Below are 21,593 nucleotides of genomic sequence, written 5' to 3' on the forward strand. Positions count from 1 at the left end.
ATGGTTAACAAGATGATGTTCGTCCTCCTAAAGCAATTCGTCAAAAAACCAGCCACAAACCCGTTCCCGGTCAAGCACGCCCCGGCGAACGTAACGGAGCTGATAGAAAAAGTTCAGAAGGGTGAGGTCCAGATAAACCCGCCGGTTCCGGTTCCCGAGGACTTCAGGGGCAAGCTGGTCTACACTCCCGAGAGGTGCATCGGCTGCAGGCTGTGCATAATGGTCTGCCCCGCCAACGCCATGGAGTGGGTTCCGGAGCTCAAGAAGATAAGGCACTACGTCAGCAGGTGCATGTTCTGCGCCCTCTGCGTCGATGTCTGTCCCGGCAAGAAGTTCCCGGGAGAGAAGAAAGCGGTGAAGGCGCTCAGGATGAGCGAGGAGTTCCTGCTGGCGGACTACGACAAGTACAGCGACAACCTCATCGAGGAGCCGCCCGAGGCCAAGGAGCTCTTCAAAAAAGAAGTGAAGGAGGCAGTGGAGTCCGAAGGCTAGCGTGAGCTAAGCCTTCACACCCTCTTTTATTCCATTGTGGTACCTGTAATCCCTGATGAGGGATTCTACCGCCCTTTCGTGGAGCCTCTCGGTAGAGCCCAGGTACCGGAACACCGCCTTCATAATTTCGTCGTCGGCCTTTTCGGCCAGAATGGAGTATATCCTCTCCGAGACCTCCTCAAGCTCAAGCGCACATTTGAGAACCGCGAACACGTCGTTTTCGCTCTCAAGTTCCCTTATGTCGGAGAGCTCCTCCAGGGAGGGCCCACTAACGGTGGGGATATCTTCCTCAAAGTTCCGGGTGTAAAGGTTCCTGAGCTTTCTTTCGTGCCGCCTCGCCTCCTGAGAGAGGAGCTTGAACATGTCGCAGACGGCACCCTCAATTTCCATGCCCTTCGCCTTCTCGGACAGCTTTTCGTAAAGAAGGGCCTTGTCCCCTTCAAGGGATATCCAGTAGGCGAGAAGCTCCCTCAGGGGAAGCTCCTCCAGGAGAGAGACGCCCTCAAGATCAACCATCCCACTCACCCCAATCCAATGTACGCGGGGGGTTTTATACGGGCTTTGGCACAACCGTCTATAAAAGGCGTTTGAAATAATTGGCTGCCCCTTAAAGGATATCTCAAAAATGGAAGGACTTTTGAATCGGATTTCGGAGTTTCAGACTTTTTCCTTTACCAACTCATTGTATCTCTGGCGGAGCAGTTCGTAGTGACTCCACTCAACATCGGCAAGCTTCCGGTAGAGCCCCCTCAGCTCGGGGTCGTCAACCCTCTCGGACAGAAGCCTGTAGGACTCATGGGCTATCAGCTCGCTCTCCATGGCGGCTCGGATGACCTCAGGGAGCTGGTCAGCCCGTTCAAGCCTATCGAGAACCGGAAGAACCTCAATGGGTGGAAGGTCGCTCCCTGGAACCTCGCCATAGGCCTCCCTGAAGCTCATCTCAAGCTCGGACGCATGGTTCAGGGAATCCTCCGCCAGCTTTTCAAATGTCTTCACCAGCTCCCCGCCCAGTCCGAGGTTTCTCGCCCGTATGGCGAGCTCGCGGTAGAATTCGGCCTCCTTTTTCTCGCCCTCTATCCAGTAGGCCAGGGCCTCCCTGTAGTTCAGCCTTGAGAGGAACTCAACTATCTCATCGACCTCGTACATTTCCATCGGACAGCGATAGGGCGCCTCCCCTAAATAAGCTTTAGGTTCATCTAACGAGCCATATCGTCAGGAACATGAGGATGTAGGCGATTATGCTTATGACCACGTGAACCTTTATCCACGCGTCCCTGCGCTTGGAGATAAAGATAAATGCCCCGCTCAGCATGGCGAGGCTCATGAAGGCAAAGCTCAGGTAGCCAAGGGTGTAGTGGTCGAAGCTAACCATTTGGAACACCCACCGGGAAGATGTACAGGGGAGCGCCGTCGGTGCCCAGTATCTCCGCAACGTCCTCGTCATAGAAGGCACCAACTGCGACGGTTCCGAGGTTCAGGGCGGTCGCTTGGAGGTAGATGTTCTGGCCTATATGTCCCGCCTCCATGTGCACGTACCTTATCCCGCGCTCCCCGTACCGGGAGGTCGTTCTTCCGTAGAATGCCACGAGGACTATACTGAGGGGCGCGTCCCCGACCCACCGCTGGTCGAGGGCCGCGCTCTGGAGGGCTTTCCTATAATCCCCCGCCTTCACCAACACAAGGGTGTGGTTGAAGGGGTCGTAGCGATACACTCCCGGGGCAAGGGCTTCGACGTTTCCGGCCACCACGTAGACCTCGAAGGGATACGTCGCCCCCGCGCTGGGCGAGGCTCGAAACCGGGTTCGCCGGGCCGTTATCCCCTGCGCCGCCCAGAGGAGCTGGGAGAGCTGGTTTAGGGTTATGGGTTCGTCCCTGTAGGAGCGTATGCTCCTCCGCCTCGCTATCGCTTCCTCGACGCTGACGTCCGAGTCCAGCCTCGGCTCGGGCAGGGCTATGACCTCGCCCGAGAGGGTCTCACCCACCCCTCTCCAGAGGAGGTATGGCTTGAGGACGAGAAGGAGAGACGATGCCACCACCAGGGCCACCACTATGTACGAAACATGCCTGAAGTTCATACTTATGAATTGGGCCTCATACTATTTAGGCTTCACCCCTTCACCTCAAAGCGAAGCAGCTCGCCCCTCCCCACCAGTCCGATCCCGGCCTTTTTCCCCAGCACCTCGACGGCGACGGTGTAGTCCGGGTCGCTAAGGTTGACCTTTAGGCCGAAGGCTTCCACTATAAGCGAACCCAGCTTTACTTCAAGCTCCCTCTGGGACAGCCCCCTGTTCCCTCTGACCTTGGCGCGTACCGCGAAGGTGCCGTCTATCTTTCTCGCCACTTCAAGGACTGCCCTTTCAATCTCCTCCCTCCTGGCCGGGACGACGAGGTCGAGGGGGACAACACGCTGTATCGCCTGGGTCTCGAAGTTCCTCAGCCGGTCTATGGCTTCCCCCCTTGACAGGGGCGTCTCGGCCAGAAGGACTCCCCTCCAGTCGGTACCCCTGACCCTGACCCTCTCCAGCGCCCATTCCAGTTCGAGTATGGCGTCGCCCTCACGTCCCTGTGGAGTCGTAACGAGAAGAATCGTCATCTCCGCTCACCGATGGACAACTTTTTATATTTCGCGTTCCTAAACTATGCGGTGAGTTAAAATGGAAGCCGGCGGCCTTAAGCTTTATCCCTACCAGTCATACGAAGTTTACGGCCTTTCTCGAAACCCCTTTGAGCAGCTTGCGAGTGAGGGGATAACCGACGTCGAGAGCATTCACGTCTATCAGGAGGTAGACATGCGCCTCCAGATGATAATCTCCGAGGTCATCGGAAACAAGAGCTCCATAGCCCTCAGCATCGTTGGCCCCCTCGGGATGGGCAAGACCCAGAGGCTCAAGACCATAGCCAAGGCCATAGAGGAGAACCGGGGAAAGGCCATATACGTCAAGGTCGATACGAACGACATCCTCAAGCTCACGCGCGACATCTTCTACGCCCTCAAACCCCCGAGGAGCAGGACCAACATATTCCTCGAAAACCTCTCAAGGAAGCTCGGCTTCATAGACAGGCTTGAGAAGATGCTGAGCAACCGGGACGAGTACAAGAGCAGGGACATAGCCGAACTCCTGACCGAACAGATGGGAAAATACCCCTACTGCGCCCTGCTCCTGGATGAGCTGGAGAACATGCAGACCGCGAGCGAGAGGGAGAAGATACAGTTCTTCGAGATGCTCAGGCACTTCATCAGCAACATGCCCCAGGGCTGTATCGTTGCCTTCGCCTGTGTACCTGAAGCCTACGAGGAGTACTCCAAGATCTTCCCTGCCTTCTTCATGCGCCTCCACTACGAGTTCAAGCTCAGACCGATGAGCATAGACGAGGCCTACGAGCTGGTGAAAAAGAGACTCAACAGGGTACGGATAAGGGACACCGACGACCCGCTCTATCCCTTCACCGAGGAGGCCGTTAAGCTCATCCATGAACTCGGGAAGGGCAACCCCAGGCAGATTTTGAGGCTCCTCCACTACGTGCTCAGCGAAGCTGCGAAGCACAAGTTTGACCCGATAGACGACTACGTTGTCACGACAATCCTTGAGGAGCCGAAGAGCCTTGAGGAGTACCTCACGAGGATTCCGAAGGAGTACAAGGATCTGGTGGAGGCAATAGTCCACGAGTTCAACGGCGGGCCGGTGAGCTACATCCAGATAGCCAAGATCGTCAAGAGGCCAGGAATACAGGTCTACGACCAGCTCAACGAGCTCATAAGGCTCGGCTTCCTGGTCGGAGACCCCAAGGGCAACTACAAAGTCCCCGAGTACGTGAGGAAGTTCCTTGAGGAGGGCGAGGAGACGGAAGAGGTCGAAGAGTGATAGTCCATGCCGAACTACGACGCCCACCTCCTGAGCGGCATAGTTTCATACCCGCTCACCGTTTTTCTCGCCTTCATGCTCAGGGATTACGCGGGAGTCCCCTTTGTCCTCAGCACGGCCGCAATGGTGATAGGCTACGCACTATACGTCCTGGGGGCCGATCTGCCGGACATGGACCACCCCAACGCGCTGATACACAGGGGGACGAAGCCCATAGTGGCCGTGGCAGTTGGGAGCGCGGTATTCGTGCAGAGCCTCGGCTCCATAAACCTTGGGGGCGAACCGCTCAACGTTGCCGCCGCGTGGGGAATCGGGGCGCTGGCCGGACTCATAGCCTGGTACGGCTTCACAGCGGTAATGCCCAGGCACAGGGGGATAGTGCACTCCCTCCTCTTCGCGGCCATATATGGGGTTCTGGGTTACGCCCTCGTGAACTTCGGCCTGGGTATGACGACGGGCGAGGGACTCTACGTCGGCTTCGTAGCGTTCAGCGGCTACACCCTACACCTCGTCCTCGACAGGGAGATTTCCCTCCTTTAGCTGACACCTTTTTGTCCGGGATTGACACATGATTGTCCCGCAATGTTTTTAAGTGTTCAACCCAAGGTTAAGAACCGGAGGTGGGAGAGATGTTCAGCCTGGGAGGATTCTCACGCGGAGGCGAATATGAAAACAAGACCTGGGACGTGCTGATCATCGGTGCCGGACCCGCCGGCTTCACCGCGGCCATATACGCGGCGCGCTTCGGCCTTGAGACCCTGATACTCAGCAAAGACCTCGGAGGAAACATGGCGCTGACCGACCTAATAGAGAACTACCCCGGCTTCCCCGAGGGAATCAGCGGTTCAGAACTCACTAACAGGATGCACGAGCAGGTGAAGAAGCTCGGCGTCGATATTGTCTTCGACGAGGTCGAGAGGATAGACCCGACCGAGTGCGCCTACTACGAGGGACCGTGCAAGTTCGCGGTCAGAACCAAGAACGGCAAGGAGTACAAAGCAAAGACCATAATCATAGCCGTTGGAGCAGCACCGAGGAAGCTCCACGTTCCCGGCGAAGAGGAGTTGACAGGAAGGGGCGTCTCCTACTGCGCCACCTGCGACGGCCCGCTCTTCAAGGGCAAGAAGGTGATAGTCGTCGGCGGTGGAAACACGGCACTTCAGGAGGCACTGTACCTCAAGAGCATAGGCGTTGACGTGACCCTCGTTCACAGGAGGGACAAGTTCAGGGCGGACAAGATACTCCAGGACAGGTTTAAGGAGAGCGGCATTCCAACTATACTCAACACCGTCGTGACCGAAATTAAGGGAACTAACAAGGTCGAGGCCGTCAAGCTGAAGAACCGCGTCACCGGCGAGGAGACGGAGATGGCCGTCGACGGCGTCTTCATCTTCATCGGCTACGAGCCCAAGACGGACTTCGTCAAGCACCTCGGCATAACCGATGAGTACGGCTACATCCCGGTGGACATGCACATGCGCACCAAGGTCAAGGGCATCTTTGCCGCCGGAGACATAACCAACGTCTTCAAGCAGATAGCGGTAGCGGTAGGCCAGGGAGCGATAGCGGCCAACTCCGCCAAGGAGCTCCTTGAGGAGTGGAACTCGAAGGTCGTGGAGTGAATTTTCACTCCCCCTAGTTCTTTTCTCTCGACCTTCCCCTTTCCAAAGTTCCTCCAAATAGGGAAATTTTCCCGTTCTCTCGAAAATTCTTCGGTCAAAGATGTTCATTGATGAACATAGGGTTATATAGGAAAAGCTCGACCTTCTCCCGGTGATGCACATGGTGGTTAGACCGAACGTTAAGGAGCTCCCCGGACCCAAGGCCAAGGAGGTCATTAAGAGGAACTTCGAGACCCTCGCAGTTACCACACAGGACCCCGAGACCCTTCCGATAGTCATCGACCACGGAGATGGAATCCTTGTCTACGACGTTGATGGAAACACCTTCTACGACTTCGGAAGCGGCGTCGGCGTGCTGAACGTCGGCCACGCCCACCCGAGGGTCGTCGAGGCCGTCAAGAGGCAGGCAGAGAAGTTCACCCACTTCGCGCTCAACGACTTCTTCTACGAGAACGCAGTCATACTCGCCCAGAAGCTCGCCGAGCTCGCCCCCGGTGACTTCCCGAAGAAGGTCGTATACCAGAACAGTGGTGCCGAGGCCAACGAGGCCATGATGAAGCTCGTCAAGTACGGAACCGGCAGGAAGAGGTTCATAGCATTCTACCACGCCTTCCACGGAAGAAGCCAGGCCGTTCTTTCCCTGACGGCGAGCAAGTGGGTTCAGCAGGACAGGTTCTTCCCGACGATGCCGGGAGTTGAGCACATCCCCTACCCGAACCCATACAGGAACCCCTGGCACATCGACGGCTACGCCGAGCCGGACGAGCTCGTCAACCGCGTTATCGAGTTCATCGAGGAGTACGTATTCCGCCACGTCCCGCCGCACGAGGTCGGTGCCATAGTCTTCGAGCCGATACAGGGTGAGGGCGGCTACGTCGTCCCGCCGAAGAACTTCTTCAAGGAACTCAAGAAGCTCGCCGACAGCTACGGAATCCTCTTAGCGGACGACGAGGTTCAGATGGGCGTCGGAAGGACGGGCAAGTTCTGGGCCATCGAGCACTTCGGCGTTGCCCCTGACACCATCCAGTTCGGTAAGGCAATAGGCGGTGGAATTCCGCTCGCCGGTGTTGTCCACAGGGCGGAGATAGCCTTTGACAAGCCGGGCAGGCACGCCTCGACCTTCGGAGGCAACCCCGTCGCTATAGCGGCCGGAATAGAGGTCGTCGAGATCGTCAAGGAGCTCCTCCCGCACGTCCAGGAGGTTGGAGACTACCTCCACAAGAGGCTCAAGGAGTTCGAGGAGCGCTATGAAGTCATCGGCGATGCCCGCGGCCTCGGACTGGCCCAGGCCGTCGAGATCGTCAAGAGCAAGGACACCAAGGAGAAGAACCCAGAGCTCAGGGACAGGATCGTCAAGGAGGCCGTCAAGAGGGGTCTTATCCTTCTCGGCTGCGGTGACAACAGCATAAGGTTCATACCGCCGCTGACCATCCAGAAGGAGGAAATAGACGTCGCGATGGAGATATTCGAGGAGAGCCTCAAGAAAGCTCTCGGCTGATTCCCTCCCGTTCCTCATTTTATTGTCCACTTGTTTTCAGGTCATAGTAAACGGTTACCACCGCAGCAACAAGCTTTTAAAGTTTAAACTTGAAATTCTGGCGGTGGTGAAAGTGGTGGATCTGACCGAGATGCTCAAGCCGTACGGTCACTATGTACTCGGGGGAGCGGTGGTCGTTTTCCTCGCGTACATCTGGGCGAAGAGGAAGGAGTACAAGGCGCCTGCCACGATAGCCCTCTCGGCAATCCTCGCGGCAGTGGTTGCCATAGCCACCAACGTGATAAAGGTGCCGACTCCTGCAACGGGGGGCTACATAAACCTCGGGGACACAATGGTCATGTTCTCGGCCATGGTCTTCGGGCCGGTCGTCGGAGTCTTCGCCGGCGGTGTTGGTTCGGCCCTTGGAGACATCATCGGCGGCTACCCGGGATGGGCACCGATAACCCTCGTCGTCAAGGGACTTGAGGGACTGGCCATAGGGTACCTCGCCAGGAGGAGCGACAACGTCTCGACCCTAGTCATAGCCGGAATCGTCGGTGGAATGATAATGGTCTCCGGCTACTTCCTCTTCGAGGCTTACATGTTCGGTGTCCCAGCGGCCCTGACGGAAGTTCCGGGGAACATCGTTCAGGCAGTCACTGGAATAATAGTCGGAACGGGATTGGCAACGATAATAAAGAAGAGGTACCCCGAGGTCGCGGACCTCATCTAAACTTCCAGCTTTTTCAGTTCTTCCCACATCTCACTTTCCTTGAGGAGGGGCTCAACTGATATTCTCCTTGAGGCCCTTTTTATCTGTCCCAGATACTTGGAATCAGCTACCACGGCATCGTATCCCAGCTCTTCAATCTTGTATATCCTGAGCTTGCAGTCCCTGAGGAGTTCAACGGAGTGCTCAAGAAAAGCCGGGCCGACAAGGAGGATATCCGGTTCAAGGCCCTCCTCCCGGAGCTCCGCTATGGCCCTCGCCAGGATGTCCTTTATCTCATCAATCCCCTGCATTCCGCGCCCCCTCCACGATTTTTACGCCGCTCGATGTTCCGATTCTGGTCGCGCCCGCCTCTATCATCGCCAGGGCCTGTTCGTAGGTTCTGATGCCACCGGCGGCCTTGACGCCCATTTCCTCGCCAACGACCTGCCTCATGAGCCTTACGTCCTCGACGGTGGCCCCACCTGTTCCGAAGCCCGTTGAGGTCTTCACGAAGTCCGCTCCCGCTTCCTTTGCCAGCTCGCAGGCCTTAACCTTCTCCTCCTCGGTGAGATAGCATGTCTCGATGATGACCTTGACAATCGCGCCCCTTTCGTGGGCGACCTTGACTACCGCCTCGATGTCCCTCTTGACGTACTCGTAGTCCCCGTCCTTCAGAGCGCCGATGTTGATGACCATGTCCAGCTCGTCAGCGCCGTCCTCCAAGGCCTTTTCCGCCTCAAAGACCTTGACCTCAGTCGGTGTTGCGCCGAGAGGGAAGCCTATGACCGTGGCGACCCTCACGTCCGAGCCCCTAAGGACTTCTTTTGCCAGTTTCACCCTGTAGGGGTTCACACAGACGGCATAGAAGCCATACTCCTTAGCTTCCTCACAGAGCTTAACTATGTCATCGGTGGTAGCGTATGGTTTGAGATTCGTATGGTCGATATATTTAGCAATATCGAAATGATCACCCATAATCATCACCAATACCTACTTTCCATGAAGGTATTTAGACTTTTTCTCCTCAAAAATGGGCAATTTATCGGAAAATCTGCAGGGTTTAATTGGATCTTCGGCAATTTTTTGAAGTTATCCGGCATAGGGTGGACAAAAGACAGCGACATGCGGGACATCCAACCCACACGAAAGGAAAGAAAAGTCACCTCCTCCTGAAGAGAAGGAGGAGCAGCGGCAGTATAACCACAGATGCCGGCCCGCATATTCCCTGAGCGCCCTCGGGGGACGTTTGAGAGTCCGTCGGCGGCGCCGTTACCGTGGGGCCAAAGTAAGCCGTCCCGTTCGGAAGAGCGTACACGGGCGCCGTCCCCGAAGAGCATCTGACCAGCTCGGGGTTTTTGCTTTCTCCGTACGGCATCCATGCGTAGCTCCCGTTCCCGGTCTCGTACCACCCTATCTTCAAGTTGTAGCCCGCAAAGCCCCACTTGGCAACTTTCACAATGGCGTTGATATCCGATTCGCTCACGTTGATTACGCCGTTGTCTGCCAGCCAGCCAAGCTCGGCCAGCAACGCGGCGGAGGCGTTAACCTCCGACGGGTCGACCGCTGGGGAGGGCCTCACCACCGAGGTCTTGACGAGTGTGAGGGAAACATCGCAGAAAACACCAAAGGCATTAAGGAAGTCCCTAACGGCGGCGCTTACCTCCCCGTCCGATTTGTTCATCGCTTCGACCTTGAGCTCGAACTGCCCGGCGCGCACCACGTCTGCAGGGTCTACTCCACGTTCCCGCAGGCACGCCTCGAACTGGGGATTGGGCTTCCATGTGCAGACTCCATTGAGACAGCCACAGGTCGTCATTCCGAGGCAGTCGTACCACGCCCTGTACACGCAGGGTGTTACGATCTTAGATGCCACCTCATTGGGGGCGCAGACTTCCCCCGAGCAGCCGCCGGTGGCACAGTCAGCATCGGATGTGCACTCACCACCACGGTCGGGGGAAAGGGAAATCCTCACCCCGTTTCTCTCGAAGGTCTTGTTGCCCGTGATGTTCCAGCCCTCGGCCCTGAGCTTCCCCAGTGCCCCTTCTGTGATGAGGAGGGAGACGTTCAGGGAAGCCACCGAGACCGTCTGAGACTTCCTCTCGATGGGTATCCCAACCCGGACGTGAAGCCCATCGCTGGCATTCCAGACCAGGACGTAGAGCCTCTTATCGTAGTGAGAACGGAAGATGAACGTGCCGTTCGTGGAGAGGACGTTATGTGCAGCATCAAAACGCCAGAGGTTGTAATTTATCCCGGGTTTGTTGAGAACGACTTCAACCGCGTACGCATCGGCCGGACTCATGCACGCCCTGACAAGGGGCGTTACCATGAACATCAGGAGAACAAGGAAAGCCATCACCCGCCTCATAGTCCCACCGATAAAACTACGCGGCGGAAATATATACACCTATCCATAGCTTCAGCCGGGATTGAAGCTAAAACCTTTATATGCCCCGGAAAGAATATCACCCGAGGTGATTGAGATGGAGAACCCGTTTGAGATAACCGGAGTCGTTGCCAGGGAGATACTCGACAGCAGGGGCAACCCGACGGTCGAGGTCGAGGTATACACACCGATAAGCATGGGGCGCGCTGCAGTTCCGAGCGGTGCCTCAACCGGCACCCACGAGGCCCTTGAGCTCCGCGACGGCGGGAAGAGGTACCACGGCAAGGGCGTTAGGAGGGCCGTTGAGAACGTCAACAAGATCATCGCGCCCGAGATAGTGGGCATGGACGTCACCTGGCAGAGGGACATAGACAGCCTCATGCTCGAACTCGACGGAACGGAGAACAAGAGCAACCTCGGTGCAAATGCCATTCTTGGCGTTTCCCTGGCGGTTGCAAAGGCCGCCGCCAACGCTTTGGGACTTCCGCTCTACCAGTACATCGGGGGGACCAACGCCTACGTCATGCCCGTCCCGATGAGCAACGTCATCAACGGCGGCGTTCACGCCGGCAACGAGCTGAACTTCCAGGAGTTCATGATAATGCCCGTTGGGGCCGACTCATTCAGGGAGGCCATAAGGTGGGTTTCCGAGACCTACCACGTCCTCAAGGGAGTCATAGCTGAGAAGTATGGCAAAGACGCGGTCAACGTCGGCGACGAGGGCGGCTTCGCCCCGCCGCTGAAGGAGCCCCATGAGCCGCTCGAACTCCTCATAAAGGCCATAGAGGAGGCAGGCTACAAGCCGGGCGACGAGATAGCCTTCGCCATGGATCCTGCCTCAAGCGAGTTCTTCCACCCGGACATCGGCAAGTACGTTGTCAACGGCAAGGAGTACACCAACGCCGAGCTTCTCGAACTCTACAAGGAGCTCGTCTCAAGCTATCCGATAGTTTCCATCGAAGACCCGTTCCACGAGGGCGACTGGGAAGGCTTCGTTATGATAACCAAGGAACTCGGAAACAGGATACAGATAGTCGGCGACGACCTCTTCGTCACCAACCCGAAGAGGATAAGGAAGGGCATAGAGATGGGAGCGGCAAACGCGCTCCTCCTCAAGGTCAACCAGATTGGAACTCTGAGCGAGGCCATCGACGCCGCATACACAGCCTTTAGGGCCGGCTACGGCGTCGTCGTCTCCCACCGCTCGGGAGAGACGGAGGACGCCACCATAGCTGACCTCGCCGTTGCCCTCAACGCCGGCCAGATAAAGACTGGCGCTCCAGCGAGGAGCGACAGGAACGCCAAGTACAACCAGCTCATACGCATAGAGGAAGAGCTTGAGGGAATAGCGGTCTATCCGGGCAGGAAGTTCAGGAACCCGTTCTTCTGAGCCCTTTTCCTTAATTTTGGTGGAGCAGATGAAGGTTGAGATGCCCATAAAACCCCGACCGCTCCTCGTTCTGGCAGAGGCCTTTCTCCTCCTCGCGGCCCTTCTATCCACAAGCTCTTACAACGCCTCTATAGCCTGCCTCGGCGCCTCGACGGTTCTCTACTACGTGGGCATGACGGAGCTCGTTAGGAAGAGGCTCGGAAGGTGGGCCGTTAAGAGGTTCACGGTAGCGTACCTCCTAAGGGCAGTTTCATGGGTTCTCATACTCGCATCGGCAGTCTACACCTACTCAGCGGTCATAGACAACATCTTTCCCTTCGGCCCGAGGGAGTTCGTGGTGACCTCCGTCGTGACGCTCATGGGTGCAGGGATGAACTACATCGCCGTCGGAATAAGGAACAGCGTCCTCTGGAAAATCAGGGGGCTTAAGACCAGCCTCTGGTTCTCCAGGCTGAACTCGATCGTGATATTCCTCATGGCGGCAATACCCTTCCTGCCCGCCCTTGCAAGGGCAGGAGAATTAACGTGGCTCCTCGCGGTTCTGACCGCGCCGATACTCGGATCATTCACGGTTCTCGCGATACTTGGAAAGCTGTTCTACATCAAGTTCCTCCTGACTTTCGAGGAGACAGAAACGTCCAGTCAGGGTTTTAAACGGGAGGGCGGACTCCCGAGATGGGAGGGAAACTGAATGAGGGGACCGAAAAACTCCAGAAGCCACGTCCCCTACAACCCCAAGGGGGAAGTTAAATGAAAAAGCTCAAAATCTACATTCCAGGAATCAGGTTCCCCTCGCAGGACCGGGGGGTTTCACCCCCCACGTCCTTGCCAACCCCCTCCCCCCGAACGTGGGGCTTCGCCCCACATAAACCGGGAAACTACGTTTCCCAGACCCTTCCTCCTCTTTTAAACACCGGAGGGGGCTACGCCCCCTACAACCCCCGTTCTGAGGTGAGTTAAATGAAAAAGCTCAAAATCTACATTCCAGGAATCAAGTTTCCATCAATCTCGCTCACCGGAAACTACTGCTCGCTGAACTGCGCCCACTGCGGGAAGCACTACCTTGAGAGCATGAGAAAGCCCACCCGGAGAGAGCTGGTGGACTACTGCGTCAGCCTTGAGAGGGAAGGCTACACCGGCTGTCTGCTGAGCGGGGGGCTGGACTCCCGCCTGAAGGTGCCCCTCGACAAGTACGCCAGTGAAATCAGGGAGATAAAGAAGAGAACGAGCCTGAAGCTCAACGCCCACGTGGGCTTCATAGACGAGGGCGATTTGAAGTGGGTTAAATACGTCGATGTGGTCTCCCTTGACTTCGTTGGCGATGACGACGTCATAAGGCGCGTTCACAAGATAGAAAGGACAGTTAAAGACTACCTCAGGATCCTCGACCTGCTCACTGATGCAGGGGTAAGGGTTGCACCCCACATAACCATAGGTCTCGACTTCGGAAAAATCCACTGGGAGTACAGGGCCATAGACCTGCTGGTGGGGTACCCCATAGACGTTATAGTACTCGATGTGCTCATCCCAACCAGGGGAACGGAGATGGAGAACGTGTCCGCCCCTGGAGTTGAGGAGAGCCTAGAGGTTGTGAGGTACGCCCGGGAACGCTTCGACGGGGAGATAAGCATAGGCTGCATGCGGCCCCTGGGCAGGTGGCGCCTTGAGTTCGACAGGGGTGCGGTTTTGGCCGGCATTGACAGGCTGACGAACCCTCCAAGAAAGGTCATCGAATGGGCAAAAAGCGTGAGGGAGGTCGAGATAATCTACGAGTGCTGCGTGGTGTAGCGCGCCACGGTGGTGGGCTCAGGAAACCTCGCATCATCATAAAATCAGAAAGGAGAACGCCAATCATCGCCCGGTAGCTTCAAAGCTCCTCCTTCACTGTAACAAAGGACACCATTGTAACCGTCTGGCCGACCCCCTTTATCTCCCGGAGCCTGTCAACGACTATTTTTCCGACCTCCTCTGAGCTCGGAGCACGTACCTTTATGAGGAGGTCCCATTCGCCGGCTATTATGTGGACTTCGTAGACACCCTCAAGGGCCGCTATCCTCTCGGCAACCTCCCTCTGGCTCAGGCCGGAGTCCGGCTCGTAGCGGGCGAGTATAAAAGCCGTCGTCCCAAGGTCGAGCTTCTTGTAGTTGGGCTTGACCGTGAACTTCTCTATCACCCCTTCCTCGACCAGCTTTTTGATACGGTAGTGAACGGTGGTCCTCGGTATCCCAAGCTTCTTGCTGAGGCTCGCTATGTTCTCCCTGGCATTCTCCTTCAATTCCTTCAACAGCCTCAAATCGGTGCTATCGAGTGATGCTACCATCGCGACCCCCTTCGTCATCCGTTCAATTATAACTGTTAACTTTGGAACGATGGCCTTATTTAAGGTTTTCCTTTAGCCAATCAGCAAAGGCCTTTAAGGCACGCCCCCTGTGGGAGATCACGTTTTTCTCCTCGGTTGTCATTTCGGCAAAAGTCAGGTTAAATCCCCGAGGCCTGAATATCGGGTCGAAACCGAAGCCGCCGCTTCCCCTCGGAGCCGTGGTTATCTCACCATCGACCCTTCCGGTAAAGATGTGGGCCTCACCGTCCCAGTATGCGATGACGCTCCTGAAGTGAGCCTCCCTGTTCTCAACGCCCGCCATCAGCTTGAGGACTCCGTCTATCCCGAGAGTTCTGTAAACATAGGCAGAATACACTCCCGGGAAGCCGCCGAGGGCATCTATAAACAGCCCTGAATCATCGAGGAAGAACGGTCCCTCAAGCTTTCTGGCAAGCCACTCAACTCCGAACAGGGCAACATCCTCCAGGCTGTCCGCCTGTATCTCCGGGTACTCCATCCGGAGCTGATAGACCTCAACGCCGAGTGGCTCGAAGTACTTCTTCGCTTCCTCTACCTTTCCGGGGTTAGAAGTGATGAAGGCCAGCCTCATGAAACCACCGGGTGAGAAAGGGGAACGGAGAAATAAAAATGTTTCAGTCTATCCTGTAGCCGATCTTTTCAACGAGCTCCCTGCGCTCCTTCTTCATTTCCTCGTCCTCGATCCTGTTGGCGGCCTTACCGTCGACGACGCCGAGAACGCTCCTGCCAAGCTCGGTCTCGGCAACTATGACCTGGAAGGGATTCTCGCTGGCTCCGTAGACCATGGCAACGGCGGGGTGGTTCTTGACGGCGTTGAGAACGTTTATCGGGAACGCGTTCTTCATCAGTATAACAAAGACGTGGCCGGCTCCGATCTTGAGGGCGTTCTTTGCTGCCAGCTTTTCAAGCTCCGGGTCGTTGCCGGTGAATCTCGTCAGCTGGGGCTTGGCCTCGTTCATCGCTACCCCAAACTTTATGCCCGGAACGGCTGTGAGGAGCGTTTTGGCCAGATCGTCAACCGTGAATATTGAGAAGTTCCCCTGCCCGATTATGACCTCAACGCCCTCCGGCTTTTCGATATCAACTACGTCTATCTTTACCATGTTCACCACCGGAAGAGTTTAATATACATCGACGATATAACTTTTTCCGTGGGGTATAATGGTGAGGTGAAATGGGCGAGCCTGTCATGGAGGAGCTCGAATTTCTCGTGGAGGTTCTGGTGAGGCATCCCACGGACAGCCTGAAAAAAATAGCCGAGGAGGAGGGAATAGACTACTACCGCCTCAAGAGGCTGTACGACAAGTACTACGGCAAGTACATCTCCGTTAGTGCCGTTTACAACATCCGGATAATAGGTCTCAGGAGCTATCTGGCGTTTCTGAGCGTCCCTTCGGATAGCATACTTGAGACGGGTTATAGAATGACCCAGAATCCTTTTGTGGCGTACGTTAATCCCGCATTCGGGTTCAAGAACGGGCTGTCGGCGATACTCCACATCCCAGACGACCAGAAGGACAGGATAGACGAGATGCTGTCAAAGTACTCCGACGACTACGAGTACTACGAGGTCAGGGCCTACCCCTACAGCGGGGACGACAACTTCGGGGAATGGAACTTGAGCTACGATTATGCTGTACTGATGGACATTTTGAACCTAGACGCGAGAACCCCAATAACCAAGATAGCACAGAGGCTCGGGAAGAGCCGCCCCACGGTAAAATTCATGATAAACCGGCTTAAGAGTATGGGGATTCTGGTTGGATTCGATCCTGCTTTGGAGAACAACATCCACGACAGGAGCGTTCTTGGAATAGCGGAAACGCTCGACGAATCAGTCCTAGAGAGATTCAAGGAATACGAAATCACCATTGGGGTGCTCCCCGGGAGGGGATATGCCATAGAGTGGTTTTTCTCCTCGAAGGAGGACCTGGGAACAAAGATACTTGAGTTCAGCAATTATGTGGACAAGATTCTAATCAACTATTTTGACTCAACCTTCAAGGAACTGAACGATAGGAACGGAATAACCAGGTACTCACGAAGGGTGAGAAAAGACGGAAAGGGCTACCGGTCCATACTGGACTTCTAAAATACTATCTGGCAGTATTCCAGGCCGTCTATTTCGCCGGTAGCTTGGTACTCCAGCGCCCTGCAGTCGTGGCAGATGTACCTGAACGGACAGGCACTGCAAGCCCCTATGTCATCCTTTGTCATCTTCCAGAAGGTCTTGAGCCTCTTCTTCCTCAGAACCTTCTTTATCCCCAGCTCCTTCAGGTCTCCAACAACGTAGTTCCTGAGGAGCGGGCACGGGAGTGCGTAGCCGTCCGCCGTTACTGCCATCGTGCCTGCCAGGCAGTCGTGGTATCTTTCGACGGTGGGATTCAGTATCCTCCTGACCTCTATGACGTTAAAGTCCAGCTTTCTAGCGGAGCCCGGGAAGAGGAGGTCGATGTAAACCTCCCCGGGAAAGGTGGTCTTGAGGCCCATAAGCTCATTCAACTGTGAACTCTGCACCATTATGAGCGCCCCGTGGAGCCAGCTGTGGGCCTCAAGCCGCTGAACGTTTTTCGGCGAGTACTCGAGCTCGGCGATGAAGCGTATCCCATCGACGGGTTCAACTGATTCCACATCCTCAAGCTTGACGACTGCGTAGACCTCCGGGACGCCTATTTCTGAGGCGTACATGGCAACGCTGGTCAGGTACTCGACCCGGTCATAGTTGGTGAGCCAGAGCTCCTTTCCACCCATCTCCCTGAACTCCCGGATGAGCTCCCTCACCCGTTCGGGACTGAGGGGTTCCCTCCGGAGAATGAAGGAGCTGTTCCCTATACAGCCTATTGAGCGGGGTATGCCTCTAACCTCGGAGAATTTGCCGCTTCCGGCACCGAGCTGCACAATGAGACGTTCAAGTCTGCCGTTGTGAGAGCTGTTGCTCCACGGAGGCTTCCCTATAGAGACTATGTTGAGAGCCGTTCCCACATCAACGGTATGAGACGCATCGTAAGCTACCCTCTCCATTAACCCTCACCATAGAAGAAAGGGGCAGAATTGTATATATACTTTTTCTATTCCGATTTTGCACACTACTAACAATAGTTTGCAAAAAATGGAAAATCACTTCTCGGGAACCAGGCGGTCACCCTCAATCCAGAACGTCCCCTCATCGGTGACCTCCCTCTTCCAGACCGGGACGCGGCGCTTCACCTCGTCTATGGCCCAGATGCACGCCTCAAAGGCCTCCTTCCTGTGCTTCCCACTCGCGATTATCAGTATGGTGTCCTCCCCAACCCCGAGTTCTCCGTAGCGGTGCCATATCAGCATGTCCAGGATTGGGAACTTTTCAACAGCCTCACTTCTGATTTTTTCCATCTCCTTGACGGCCATCTCCTCGTAGGTCTCGTAGATGAGCTTCCTCACTGTTCTCCCATGGTTCTCGTTTCTGACCTTGCCAAGGAAGAAGACATAGCCCCCTGCCTCGGGGACAACCAAGTAGCTCAGCGCCTCGTTAAGGTCAAAGGGCTCCTTCGTTATCTTGACCTTCATCTTCCATCCCCCTAAAGACTATACCCAACCAAATTAAAACCTGCCGGGTTAACGAAAAGGTTTAAGTGATCTCCACCAGAGGGTCTGTGGGTGAAAGGTATGAAAAAATATGCCCTCGTTCTCGTTCTGGTTCTGGTCATCGGATTCACCGCGGGCTGCCTCGGAGGCGGCGGCGATACCACGACGTCGAGCACCGAGACCCCTTCCAGCTCCGGAACCACAACTCCAGCAACCACCACGACGAGCGTCCCGACAACCACCAGCCAGCCCCCAACCGAAACCCCCAGGGAGCTCACCACGGACGAACTCCTCCAGTGGGTCTCAGCTGTGAACCAGTACACCTACGTCAGCAACGCCACAATCTCAATGCTGGTGGTGGTAACGCAGGAAAACGTCACCCAGAGGGACAACGTCACTCTGAGGATAATCGAAAGGGGCTACCTGGACTTTGAATCCTGGAGTGCCAGCATGAACACGACGACAATCAGCGTCCAGGACGGTGCCTCCACCAACACATCAAGGGTCGTTGTCAACAACGTCACCTACATCCGCACCCCCCTTGGGTGGGTGAAGAGCGACGACCCGACCACAGCTGAATTCGTCTGGAAGTACAACATCGTAAGCCTCGCCAGGGAGTACCTGAAAAGAACCCCCGACGAAAGGGAGAACGACGGGAGGCTCGTGCTCAGGTACTACCTCAACGGCTACGAGGTGAAGCCCCTGGCAACCATGTACTTCGCCACGACCCCCGACACGGAGATCAGCGTGAAGGACGGCGTCCTTGAGCTGTACTTTGAGAACGGCAGGCTCATCGGGGGCAGAATAAGCTTCTCAGTCAGCACCAAGACATCAATAGACGACCCCACGATAGGGAAGATGACGATAACTCAGAACGGTTCGTGGAGCGAGACCATACAAATAACGTCCATAAACGAGAAGAGGGAAGTAAACCCCCCTACCTGAGCTCGACAACGTCGAAGGTGTTGAAGGCCAGGTCAACTATGAGCAGCTTGTTTAGGAGGGGCTCACCTATCCCGGTGAGCAGTTTTATTACCTCCATCGCCTGAATGGTGCCGACGACCCCAGCGGTGGCCCCGAGTATTGGGAACTTCTCCCTCTTTTCCCTTACGTTCGGGAATATCTCCCGCAGGCTCTTGGTCTTTCCGGGGACTATGGTCGTCACCTGCCCGTAGGTTCCCTCAACGGCCCCGTGGACGAGGGGCATCCCTGCCTTTCCCGCGTAGTCATCGAGGAGAAACCTCGTTCCGAAGTTGTCCAGGCAGTCAACTACCACATCAACGCCGCCCAGTATCTCTTCAACGTTCTCTTCCGTCAGCCTTCCGACGAAGGTCTCTATTTTCACGTCGGAGTTGAAACGCTCAAGCTTCCACTTCGCGGACACCGCCTTCGGGTTCCTCCCTATATCCTCCTCCCAGTGGAGTATCTGCCTGTTGAGGTTGCTCAGCTCGGGCGTCTGCTCGTCTACCAGGAGAAGAGTGCCAACGCCCGCAGCGGTCAGGTAGTAGGCAACCGGGCTTCCGAGACCCCCGACGCCGACGACCGCGACCTTTGAGCGCTTCAGCTTTTCCTGGCCTTTCTTTCCAAATATCATAATCTGCCTGTCGTAGCGCTCCAGTTCACTCTCGCTCAGCATATCAACCACCGCTTACCGGAGGGAACAGCGCCACGACGTCTCCTTCCTCCAGAACCTCATCGAAGCTGGCATAACTGCCGTTGCGGGAGATGTTGACATCCGCTAGGTCGTCGTCCTCCGCAAAAACCTCCTCCCTGAGAACGGGATGCCTCTCCTTCAGAAGGCTTATCAGCTCGCCGACGGTCGTGCCCTCGGGAACTTCGAGTTCTTCCTCCCCAATGCCAACGAGGGAGCGGAACCTGGCGAAGTAGCGAACCTTAATCCTCATCCACACCACCGAAAAAAGTTGGAGGGGAAGTTAAAAAGGGTTGCTGGATAAGAAGGTCAAGGTTCCAACTCCCCGGACGTTAAGCTATGTCCCTCACTGGATGGGATGTCCCCTTCTTCATCGTCAAGATTATATCATCTTACCACCAAATTCAAGTCTCTCCAAGTTAAGCGTTAATGCCGTTTTGCTCTTTCACCTGGTTTAAGTATGCTTTAATCGCTATTGGTGTTCCGGGGGTTATGTCACTTAGGTCCACCGGTACTCTCCTCTCATTACTCGTCACATCGTTTCTGAGCTCCACGAATTTTATTACTTCTGTGAACCTCCCTAAGGAGCTTGAAGGAATACCCGAAGTAAAGAATTGCTATTGCAAAGTAGATGGCCGAACCAATGGAGAACTCTTTTTTGAGGAGGATGATGGCTGCTGGAATCAAGATGTACACTGTTGCTAGTATTCCCGCCAGCATGTAGTCATGCTTGGAAATTCCCCTCACCTTGCATGGGTCACCTTTGAGGCTACCGGTTAGGTACAACGCTCCTACAGTGAGAATGACGAAGATAATTGCACCGACCAGATAGTACCTGACCATCATGTGGAAGGTAAAGACAAACGCCAGATAGCACGCTGGCAATATAATCGCCCAAGTGTATATTTTTGCGGCTCCCTCCCAGAAATTGGTTCTGCGAATAATATCCCTGTCGCTGACTAACACTGCCAGCGAAAGCAAGAGGAATGGAGAGATGACGATTAAAAGAAAGGAAGAGAAGCCTTCGAGACTAACGGCCATTTAAACCACCCCCAATCAAATTGTTGTCTGTTTCAGTGGCTCCTAGAGGGGAAGGTGCCTCTATGCTAGGGTAGAAATAAAGCCCACCTGCAGTAAGTAGGGTTCCAACATCGATATTTAAAAATGCTAGAATAACGCCCGCTCCAGATAAGGAACCTCCAACTATTTCATATCCAGTCACATCTACAGTATTAGGCAGCAAGCAAATATCATATGTGATCATTTGTCCTGTTGAAAGCTTCACTGCTACCCTATAAATCGCTGGTTGGCCCCCTGGCGTCAATAGGTATTTATAGTAGCTCCCGCCAGGAGAGAGGAAATAATCTGCTGTAAATATCCCTGCAAGGTTGTTATTAAATATTATCTCAACTTCCAGTTTTCCGTCTTCCCGGACTTCTATCCTCCAGTCGTGGTCTCCAGCCTGAGCAGTCCATGTTAAAATAACGCTTCCCGTGCTCTCACCTCCTCGAACTTGCTAGGAGGATGTTGAGTGGCCTTGGGAAGGCCTTCCTCCTTATTTATCTCCTCCTTATTTATCTTTATTTATCCAAGAGAATTATTGTTCAAACATGCAGCACTAAAAGGTTAACACTAGTGGGAGCAACTGCCACTTCAATTCCGGTGGATAGGCATAATAAGAAAGAATTAACTTCACGTATCTTCCTCCTCGGAGACTCTTTCCTGAATGTCGTCGGTTTTGATATATAACTTTGGATAAAAACGAAAGAACAAACTTTTACTGCTCTTTAGGGCATTGTGGGTAAAGTTTTGGTAGTGTTGCTATGTATGCTAAGACTGACACCGTGACCACGACAAAAATTAGGGCATAACTAGGAAAGCGTGTTGCGTAAGGTGCCAATGTTCTGGACCATGACCAGTACGCTAGGAGTAGTGGCAATGTGAGTGCAGCTCTCTTCGCCATGTAAACTTTTCCACGCTTTAAATTGACAATCATGGTAACTGTCCCAATCACTATTACTGTCGGATAAAAAACTACATCAAGCACAAACAAAGCATCCCCAAAGGTCATTTCTTA

Annotated in this window: 28 protein-coding genes; 11 read left to right on the forward strand and 17 right to left on the reverse strand. The window is 55.0% G+C overall.

Features of this window, described 5'->3' with window-relative positions; translation table 11 throughout:
• Complete coding sequence (locus F7C11_RS09220) at nt 1–492, forward strand: 4Fe-4S dicluster domain-containing protein (RefSeq protein ID WP_297092890.1); 492 nt, start codon at nt 1–3, stop codon at nt 490–492.
• A gap of 6 nt (nt 493–498) precedes the next feature.
• Here F7C11_RS09220 and F7C11_RS09225 read toward each other — a convergent pair whose 3' ends face one another.
• The 5 genes from F7C11_RS09225 to F7C11_RS09245 form a co-directional block, all read right to left on the reverse strand.
• A complete protein-coding gene (locus tag F7C11_RS09225) occupies nt 499–1,008 on the reverse strand; it encodes a ferritin family protein (RefSeq protein WP_297092891.1) in 510 nt (169 codons plus the stop codon).
• Between the two features lie 141 nt (nt 1,009–1,149).
• Complete coding sequence (locus F7C11_RS09230; RefSeq protein ID WP_297092892.1) at nt 1,150–1,644, reverse strand: ferritin family protein; 495 nt, start codon at nt 1,642–1,644, stop codon at nt 1,150–1,152.
• Nucleotides 1,645–1,684: 40 nt separating this feature from the next.
• Nucleotides 1,685–1,864 (reverse strand): hypothetical protein, encoded by a 180-nt coding sequence (locus F7C11_RS09235; RefSeq protein WP_297092893.1) that lies wholly within the window; start codon nt 1,862–1,864, stop codon nt 1,685–1,687.
• Nucleotides 1,857–2,567: a SagB/ThcOx family dehydrogenase gene (locus tag F7C11_RS09240; protein ID WP_297092894.1), complete on the reverse strand. Its 711-nt coding sequence runs from the start codon at nt 2,565–2,567 to the stop codon at nt 1,857–1,859. Before F7C11_RS09240 ends, F7C11_RS09235 begins: the two co-directional genes overlap by 8 nt.
• A 32-nt stretch (nt 2,568–2,599) precedes the next feature.
• Nucleotides 2,600–3,085, reverse strand: coding sequence for a THUMP domain-containing protein (locus tag F7C11_RS09245; protein WP_297092895.1), 486 nt, complete (start codon nt 3,083–3,085; stop codon nt 2,600–2,602).
• A gap of 61 nt (nt 3,086–3,146) precedes the next feature.
• Between F7C11_RS09245 and F7C11_RS09250 the strand changes: the two genes are divergently transcribed.
• From F7C11_RS09250 to F7C11_RS09270, 5 genes are all read left to right on the forward strand, one after another.
• Nucleotides 3,147–4,355 (forward strand): ATPase, encoded by a 1,209-nt coding sequence (locus F7C11_RS09250; RefSeq protein ID WP_297092896.1) that lies wholly within the window; start codon nt 3,147–3,149, stop codon nt 4,353–4,355.
• Nucleotides 4,356–4,361: 6 nt separating this feature from the next.
• Entirely contained in the window at nt 4,362–4,895 is a 534-nt protein-coding gene (locus F7C11_RS09255; RefSeq protein WP_297092897.1) for a metal-dependent hydrolase, read from the forward strand.
• An 89-nt stretch (nt 4,896–4,984) separates the two neighbouring features.
• Entirely contained in the window at nt 4,985–5,977 is a 993-nt protein-coding gene (gene trxB / locus F7C11_RS09260; RefSeq protein ID WP_297092898.1) for a thioredoxin-disulfide reductase, read from the forward strand.
• A gap of 160 nt (nt 5,978–6,137) precedes the next feature.
• A complete protein-coding gene (locus F7C11_RS09265; RefSeq protein ID WP_297092955.1) occupies nt 6,138–7,475 on the forward strand; it encodes an ornithine aminotransferase in 1,338 nt (445 codons plus the stop codon).
• A gap of 103 nt (nt 7,476–7,578) precedes the next feature.
• Nucleotides 7,579–8,187: an ECF transporter S component gene (locus F7C11_RS09270; RefSeq protein ID WP_363316525.1), complete on the forward strand. Its 609-nt coding sequence runs from the start codon at nt 7,579–7,581 to the stop codon at nt 8,185–8,187.
• On the opposite strand, the gene F7C11_RS09275 is transcribed toward F7C11_RS09270, so the two are convergent.
• The 3 genes from F7C11_RS09275 to F7C11_RS09285 form a co-directional block, all read right to left on the reverse strand.
• Entirely contained in the window at nt 8,184–8,477 is a 294-nt protein-coding gene (locus F7C11_RS09275) for a family 4B encapsulin nanocompartment shell protein (RefSeq protein WP_297092899.1), read from the reverse strand. The genes F7C11_RS09270 and F7C11_RS09275 overlap by 4 nt on opposite strands.
• Nucleotides 8,464–9,141 (reverse strand): deoxyribose-phosphate aldolase, encoded by a 678-nt coding sequence (deoC, locus tag F7C11_RS09280; protein WP_297092957.1) that lies wholly within the window; start codon nt 9,139–9,141, stop codon nt 8,464–8,466. Before deoC ends, F7C11_RS09275 begins: the two co-directional genes overlap by 14 nt.
• A gap of 184 nt (nt 9,142–9,325) precedes the next feature.
• The gene (locus tag F7C11_RS09285; protein WP_297092900.1) at nt 9,326–10,534 is read right to left on the reverse strand and encodes a CGP-CTERM-anchored Cys-rich protein; all 1,209 of its coding nucleotides are present in this window, start codon (nt 10,532–10,534) and stop codon (nt 9,326–9,328) included.
• A gap of 115 nt (nt 10,535–10,649) precedes the next feature.
• Between F7C11_RS09285 and eno the strand changes: the two genes are divergently transcribed.
• The 3 genes from eno (at nt 10,650) to F7C11_RS09300 (ending at nt 13,730) form a co-directional block, all read left to right on the forward strand.
• Nucleotides 10,650–11,942: a phosphopyruvate hydratase gene (gene eno / locus F7C11_RS09290; protein WP_297092958.1), complete on the forward strand. Its 1,293-nt coding sequence runs from the start codon at nt 10,650–10,652 to the stop codon at nt 11,940–11,942.
• 28 nt (nt 11,943–11,970) lie between these two features.
• Entirely contained in the window at nt 11,971–12,633 is a 663-nt protein-coding gene (locus tag F7C11_RS09295) for a hypothetical protein (protein WP_297092901.1), read from the forward strand.
• A gap of 269 nt (nt 12,634–12,902) precedes the next feature.
• The gene (locus F7C11_RS09300; RefSeq protein ID WP_297092902.1) at nt 12,903–13,730 is read left to right on the forward strand and encodes a radical SAM protein; all 828 of its coding nucleotides are present in this window, start codon (nt 12,903–12,905) and stop codon (nt 13,728–13,730) included.
• Between the two features lie 79 nt (nt 13,731–13,809).
• Here the strand turns inward: F7C11_RS09300 and F7C11_RS09305 are convergent, their stop codons facing one another.
• Genes F7C11_RS09305 through F7C11_RS09315 form a run of 3 tightly spaced genes read right to left on the reverse strand, consistent with a single transcriptional unit; the run spans nt 13,810 to nt 15,404 of the window.
• Nucleotides 13,810–14,262: an Lrp/AsnC family transcriptional regulator gene (locus F7C11_RS09305; protein ID WP_055430137.1), complete on the reverse strand. Its 453-nt coding sequence runs from the start codon at nt 14,260–14,262 to the stop codon at nt 13,810–13,812.
• A 55-nt stretch (nt 14,263–14,317) separates the two neighbouring features.
• On the reverse strand, nt 14,318–14,872 hold the full coding sequence (locus F7C11_RS09310; RefSeq protein WP_297092903.1) for an XTP/dITP diphosphatase: 555 nt from the start codon (nt 14,870–14,872) through the stop codon (nt 14,318–14,320).
• A 43-nt stretch (nt 14,873–14,915) separates the two neighbouring features.
• Nucleotides 14,916–15,404 carry an adenosine-specific kinase gene (locus F7C11_RS09315; RefSeq protein WP_297092959.1) on the reverse strand — a complete coding sequence of 163 codons (489 nt, stop codon included), beginning with the start codon at nt 15,402–15,404 and terminating at the stop codon, nt 14,916–14,918.
• Nucleotides 15,405–15,475: 71 nt separating this feature from the next.
• Between F7C11_RS09315 and F7C11_RS09320 the strand changes: the two genes are divergently transcribed.
• Nucleotides 15,476–16,393, forward strand: a complete 918-nt coding sequence (locus F7C11_RS09320) for an Lrp/AsnC family transcriptional regulator (protein ID WP_297092904.1) — start codon at nt 15,476–15,478, stop codon at nt 16,391–16,393.
• On the opposite strand, the gene F7C11_RS09325 is transcribed toward F7C11_RS09320, so the two are convergent.
• Nucleotides 16,390–17,322 carry an SPASM domain-containing protein gene (locus F7C11_RS09325; protein WP_297092905.1) on the reverse strand — a complete coding sequence of 311 codons (933 nt, stop codon included), beginning with the start codon at nt 17,320–17,322 and terminating at the stop codon, nt 16,390–16,392. The two genes, F7C11_RS09320 and F7C11_RS09325, sit on opposite strands and share 4 nt — an antisense overlap.
• A 96-nt stretch (nt 17,323–17,418) precedes the next feature.
• Nucleotides 17,419–17,847, reverse strand: a complete 429-nt coding sequence (locus F7C11_RS09330) for a molybdenum cofactor biosynthesis protein MoaE (RefSeq protein WP_297092906.1) — start codon at nt 17,845–17,847, stop codon at nt 17,419–17,421.
• Between the two features lie 99 nt (nt 17,848–17,946).
• On the opposite strand from F7C11_RS09330, the gene F7C11_RS09335 reads away from it, so the two are divergent.
• The gene (locus tag F7C11_RS09335) at nt 17,947–18,810 is read left to right on the forward strand and encodes a hypothetical protein (RefSeq protein ID WP_297092960.1); all 864 of its coding nucleotides are present in this window, start codon (nt 17,947–17,949) and stop codon (nt 18,808–18,810) included.
• On the opposite strand, the gene F7C11_RS09340 is transcribed toward F7C11_RS09335, so the two are convergent.
• The 4 genes from F7C11_RS09340 to F7C11_RS09355 form a co-directional block, all read right to left on the reverse strand.
• Entirely contained in the window at nt 18,803–19,501 is a 699-nt protein-coding gene (locus tag F7C11_RS09340) for a ThiF family adenylyltransferase (protein WP_297092907.1), read from the reverse strand. The two genes, F7C11_RS09335 and F7C11_RS09340, sit on opposite strands and share 8 nt — an antisense overlap.
• A 1-nt stretch (nt 19,502) precedes the next feature.
• On the reverse strand, nt 19,503–19,769 hold the full coding sequence (locus tag F7C11_RS09345; RefSeq protein ID WP_297092961.1) for a ubiquitin-like small modifier protein 1: 267 nt from the start codon (nt 19,767–19,769) through the stop codon (nt 19,503–19,505).
• A gap of 272 nt (nt 19,770–20,041) precedes the next feature.
• Nucleotides 20,042–20,557 (reverse strand): hypothetical protein, encoded by a 516-nt coding sequence (locus F7C11_RS09350; protein ID WP_297092908.1) that lies wholly within the window; start codon nt 20,555–20,557, stop codon nt 20,042–20,044.
• A 736-nt stretch (nt 20,558–21,293) separates the two neighbouring features.
• Entirely contained in the window at nt 21,294–21,587 is a 294-nt protein-coding gene (locus F7C11_RS09355) for a hypothetical protein (protein WP_297092909.1), read from the reverse strand.
• Between the last annotated feature and the right edge of the window lie 6 nt (nt 21,588–21,593).

The organism is Thermococcus sp. (assembly GCF_015521605.1).
Taxonomy (GTDB): domain Archaea; phylum Methanobacteriota_B; class Thermococci; order Thermococcales; family Thermococcaceae; genus Thermococcus.

Coding starts and splice junctions, on each gene's coding strand:
- F7C11_RS09325 (WP_297092905.1), bottom strand. CDS start 17,322: ATGGAGAGGGTAGCTTACGATGCGTCTCATACCGTTGATGTGGGAACG.
- F7C11_RS09345 (WP_297092961.1), bottom strand. CDS start 19,769: ATGAGGATTAAGGTTCGCTACTTCGCCAGGTTCCGCTCCCTCGTTGGC.
- F7C11_RS09220 (WP_297092890.1), top strand. CDS start 1: ATGGTTAACAAGATGATGTTCGTCCTCCTAAAGCAATTCGTCAAAAAA.
- F7C11_RS09245 (WP_297092895.1), bottom strand. CDS start 3,085: ATGACGATTCTTCTCGTTACGACTCCACAGGGACGTGAGGGCGACGCC.
- F7C11_RS09335 (WP_297092960.1), top strand. CDS start 17,947: ATGAAAAAATATGCCCTCGTTCTCGTTCTGGTTCTGGTCATCGGATTC.
- F7C11_RS09230 (WP_297092892.1), bottom strand. CDS start 1,644: ATGGAAATGTACGAGGTCGATGAGATAGTTGAGTTCCTCTCAAGGCTG.
- F7C11_RS09255 (WP_297092897.1), top strand. CDS start 4,362: ATGCCGAACTACGACGCCCACCTCCTGAGCGGCATAGTTTCATACCCG.
- F7C11_RS09265 (WP_297092955.1), top strand. CDS start 6,138: ATGGTGGTTAGACCGAACGTTAAGGAGCTCCCCGGACCCAAGGCCAAG.
- F7C11_RS09300 (WP_297092902.1), top strand. CDS start 12,903: ATGAAAAAGCTCAAAATCTACATTCCAGGAATCAAGTTTCCATCAATC.
- F7C11_RS09330 (WP_297092906.1), bottom strand. CDS start 17,847: ATGAAGGTCAAGATAACGAAGGAGCCCTTTGACCTTAACGAGGCGCTG.
- F7C11_RS09225 (WP_297092891.1), bottom strand. CDS start 1,008: ATGGTTGATCTTGAGGGCGTCTCTCTCCTGGAGGAGCTTCCCCTGAGG.
- F7C11_RS09295 (WP_297092901.1), top strand. CDS start 11,971: ATGAAGGTTGAGATGCCCATAAAACCCCGACCGCTCCTCGTTCTGGCA.
- eno (WP_297092958.1), top strand. CDS start 10,650: ATGGAGAACCCGTTTGAGATAACCGGAGTCGTTGCCAGGGAGATACTC.
- F7C11_RS09305 (WP_055430137.1), bottom strand. CDS start 14,262: ATGGTAGCATCACTCGATAGCACCGATTTGAGGCTGTTGAAGGAATTG.
- F7C11_RS09250 (WP_297092896.1), top strand. CDS start 3,147: ATGGAAGCCGGCGGCCTTAAGCTTTATCCCTACCAGTCATACGAAGTT.
- F7C11_RS09235 (WP_297092893.1), bottom strand. CDS start 1,864: ATGGTTAGCTTCGACCACTACACCCTTGGCTACCTGAGCTTTGCCTTC.
- F7C11_RS09320 (WP_297092904.1), top strand. CDS start 15,476: ATGGGCGAGCCTGTCATGGAGGAGCTCGAATTTCTCGTGGAGGTTCTG.
- F7C11_RS09240 (WP_297092894.1), bottom strand. CDS start 2,567: ATGAACTTCAGGCATGTTTCGTACATAGTGGTGGCCCTGGTGGTGGCA.
- F7C11_RS09315 (WP_297092959.1), bottom strand. CDS start 15,404: ATGGTAAAGATAGACGTAGTTGATATCGAAAAGCCGGAGGGCGTTGAG.
- F7C11_RS09340 (WP_297092907.1), bottom strand. CDS start 19,501: ATGCTGAGCGAGAGTGAACTGGAGCGCTACGACAGGCAGATTATGATA.
- trxB (WP_297092898.1), top strand. CDS start 4,985: ATGTTCAGCCTGGGAGGATTCTCACGCGGAGGCGAATATGAAAACAAG.
- F7C11_RS09310 (WP_297092903.1), bottom strand. CDS start 14,872: ATGAGGCTGGCCTTCATCACTTCTAACCCCGGAAAGGTAGAGGAAGCG.
- deoC (WP_297092957.1), bottom strand. CDS start 9,141: ATGGGTGATCATTTCGATATTGCTAAATATATCGACCATACGAATCTC.
- F7C11_RS09355 (WP_297092909.1), bottom strand. CDS start 21,587: ATGACCTTTGGGGATGCTTTGTTTGTGCTTGATGTAGTTTTTTATCCG.
- F7C11_RS09350 (WP_297092908.1), bottom strand. CDS start 20,557: ATGGCCGTTAGTCTCGAAGGCTTCTCTTCCTTTCTTTTAATCGTCATC.
- F7C11_RS09275 (WP_297092899.1), bottom strand. CDS start 8,477: ATGCAGGGGATTGATGAGATAAAGGACATCCTGGCGAGGGCCATAGCG.
- F7C11_RS09285 (WP_297092900.1), bottom strand. CDS start 10,534: ATGAGGCGGGTGATGGCTTTCCTTGTTCTCCTGATGTTCATGGTAACG.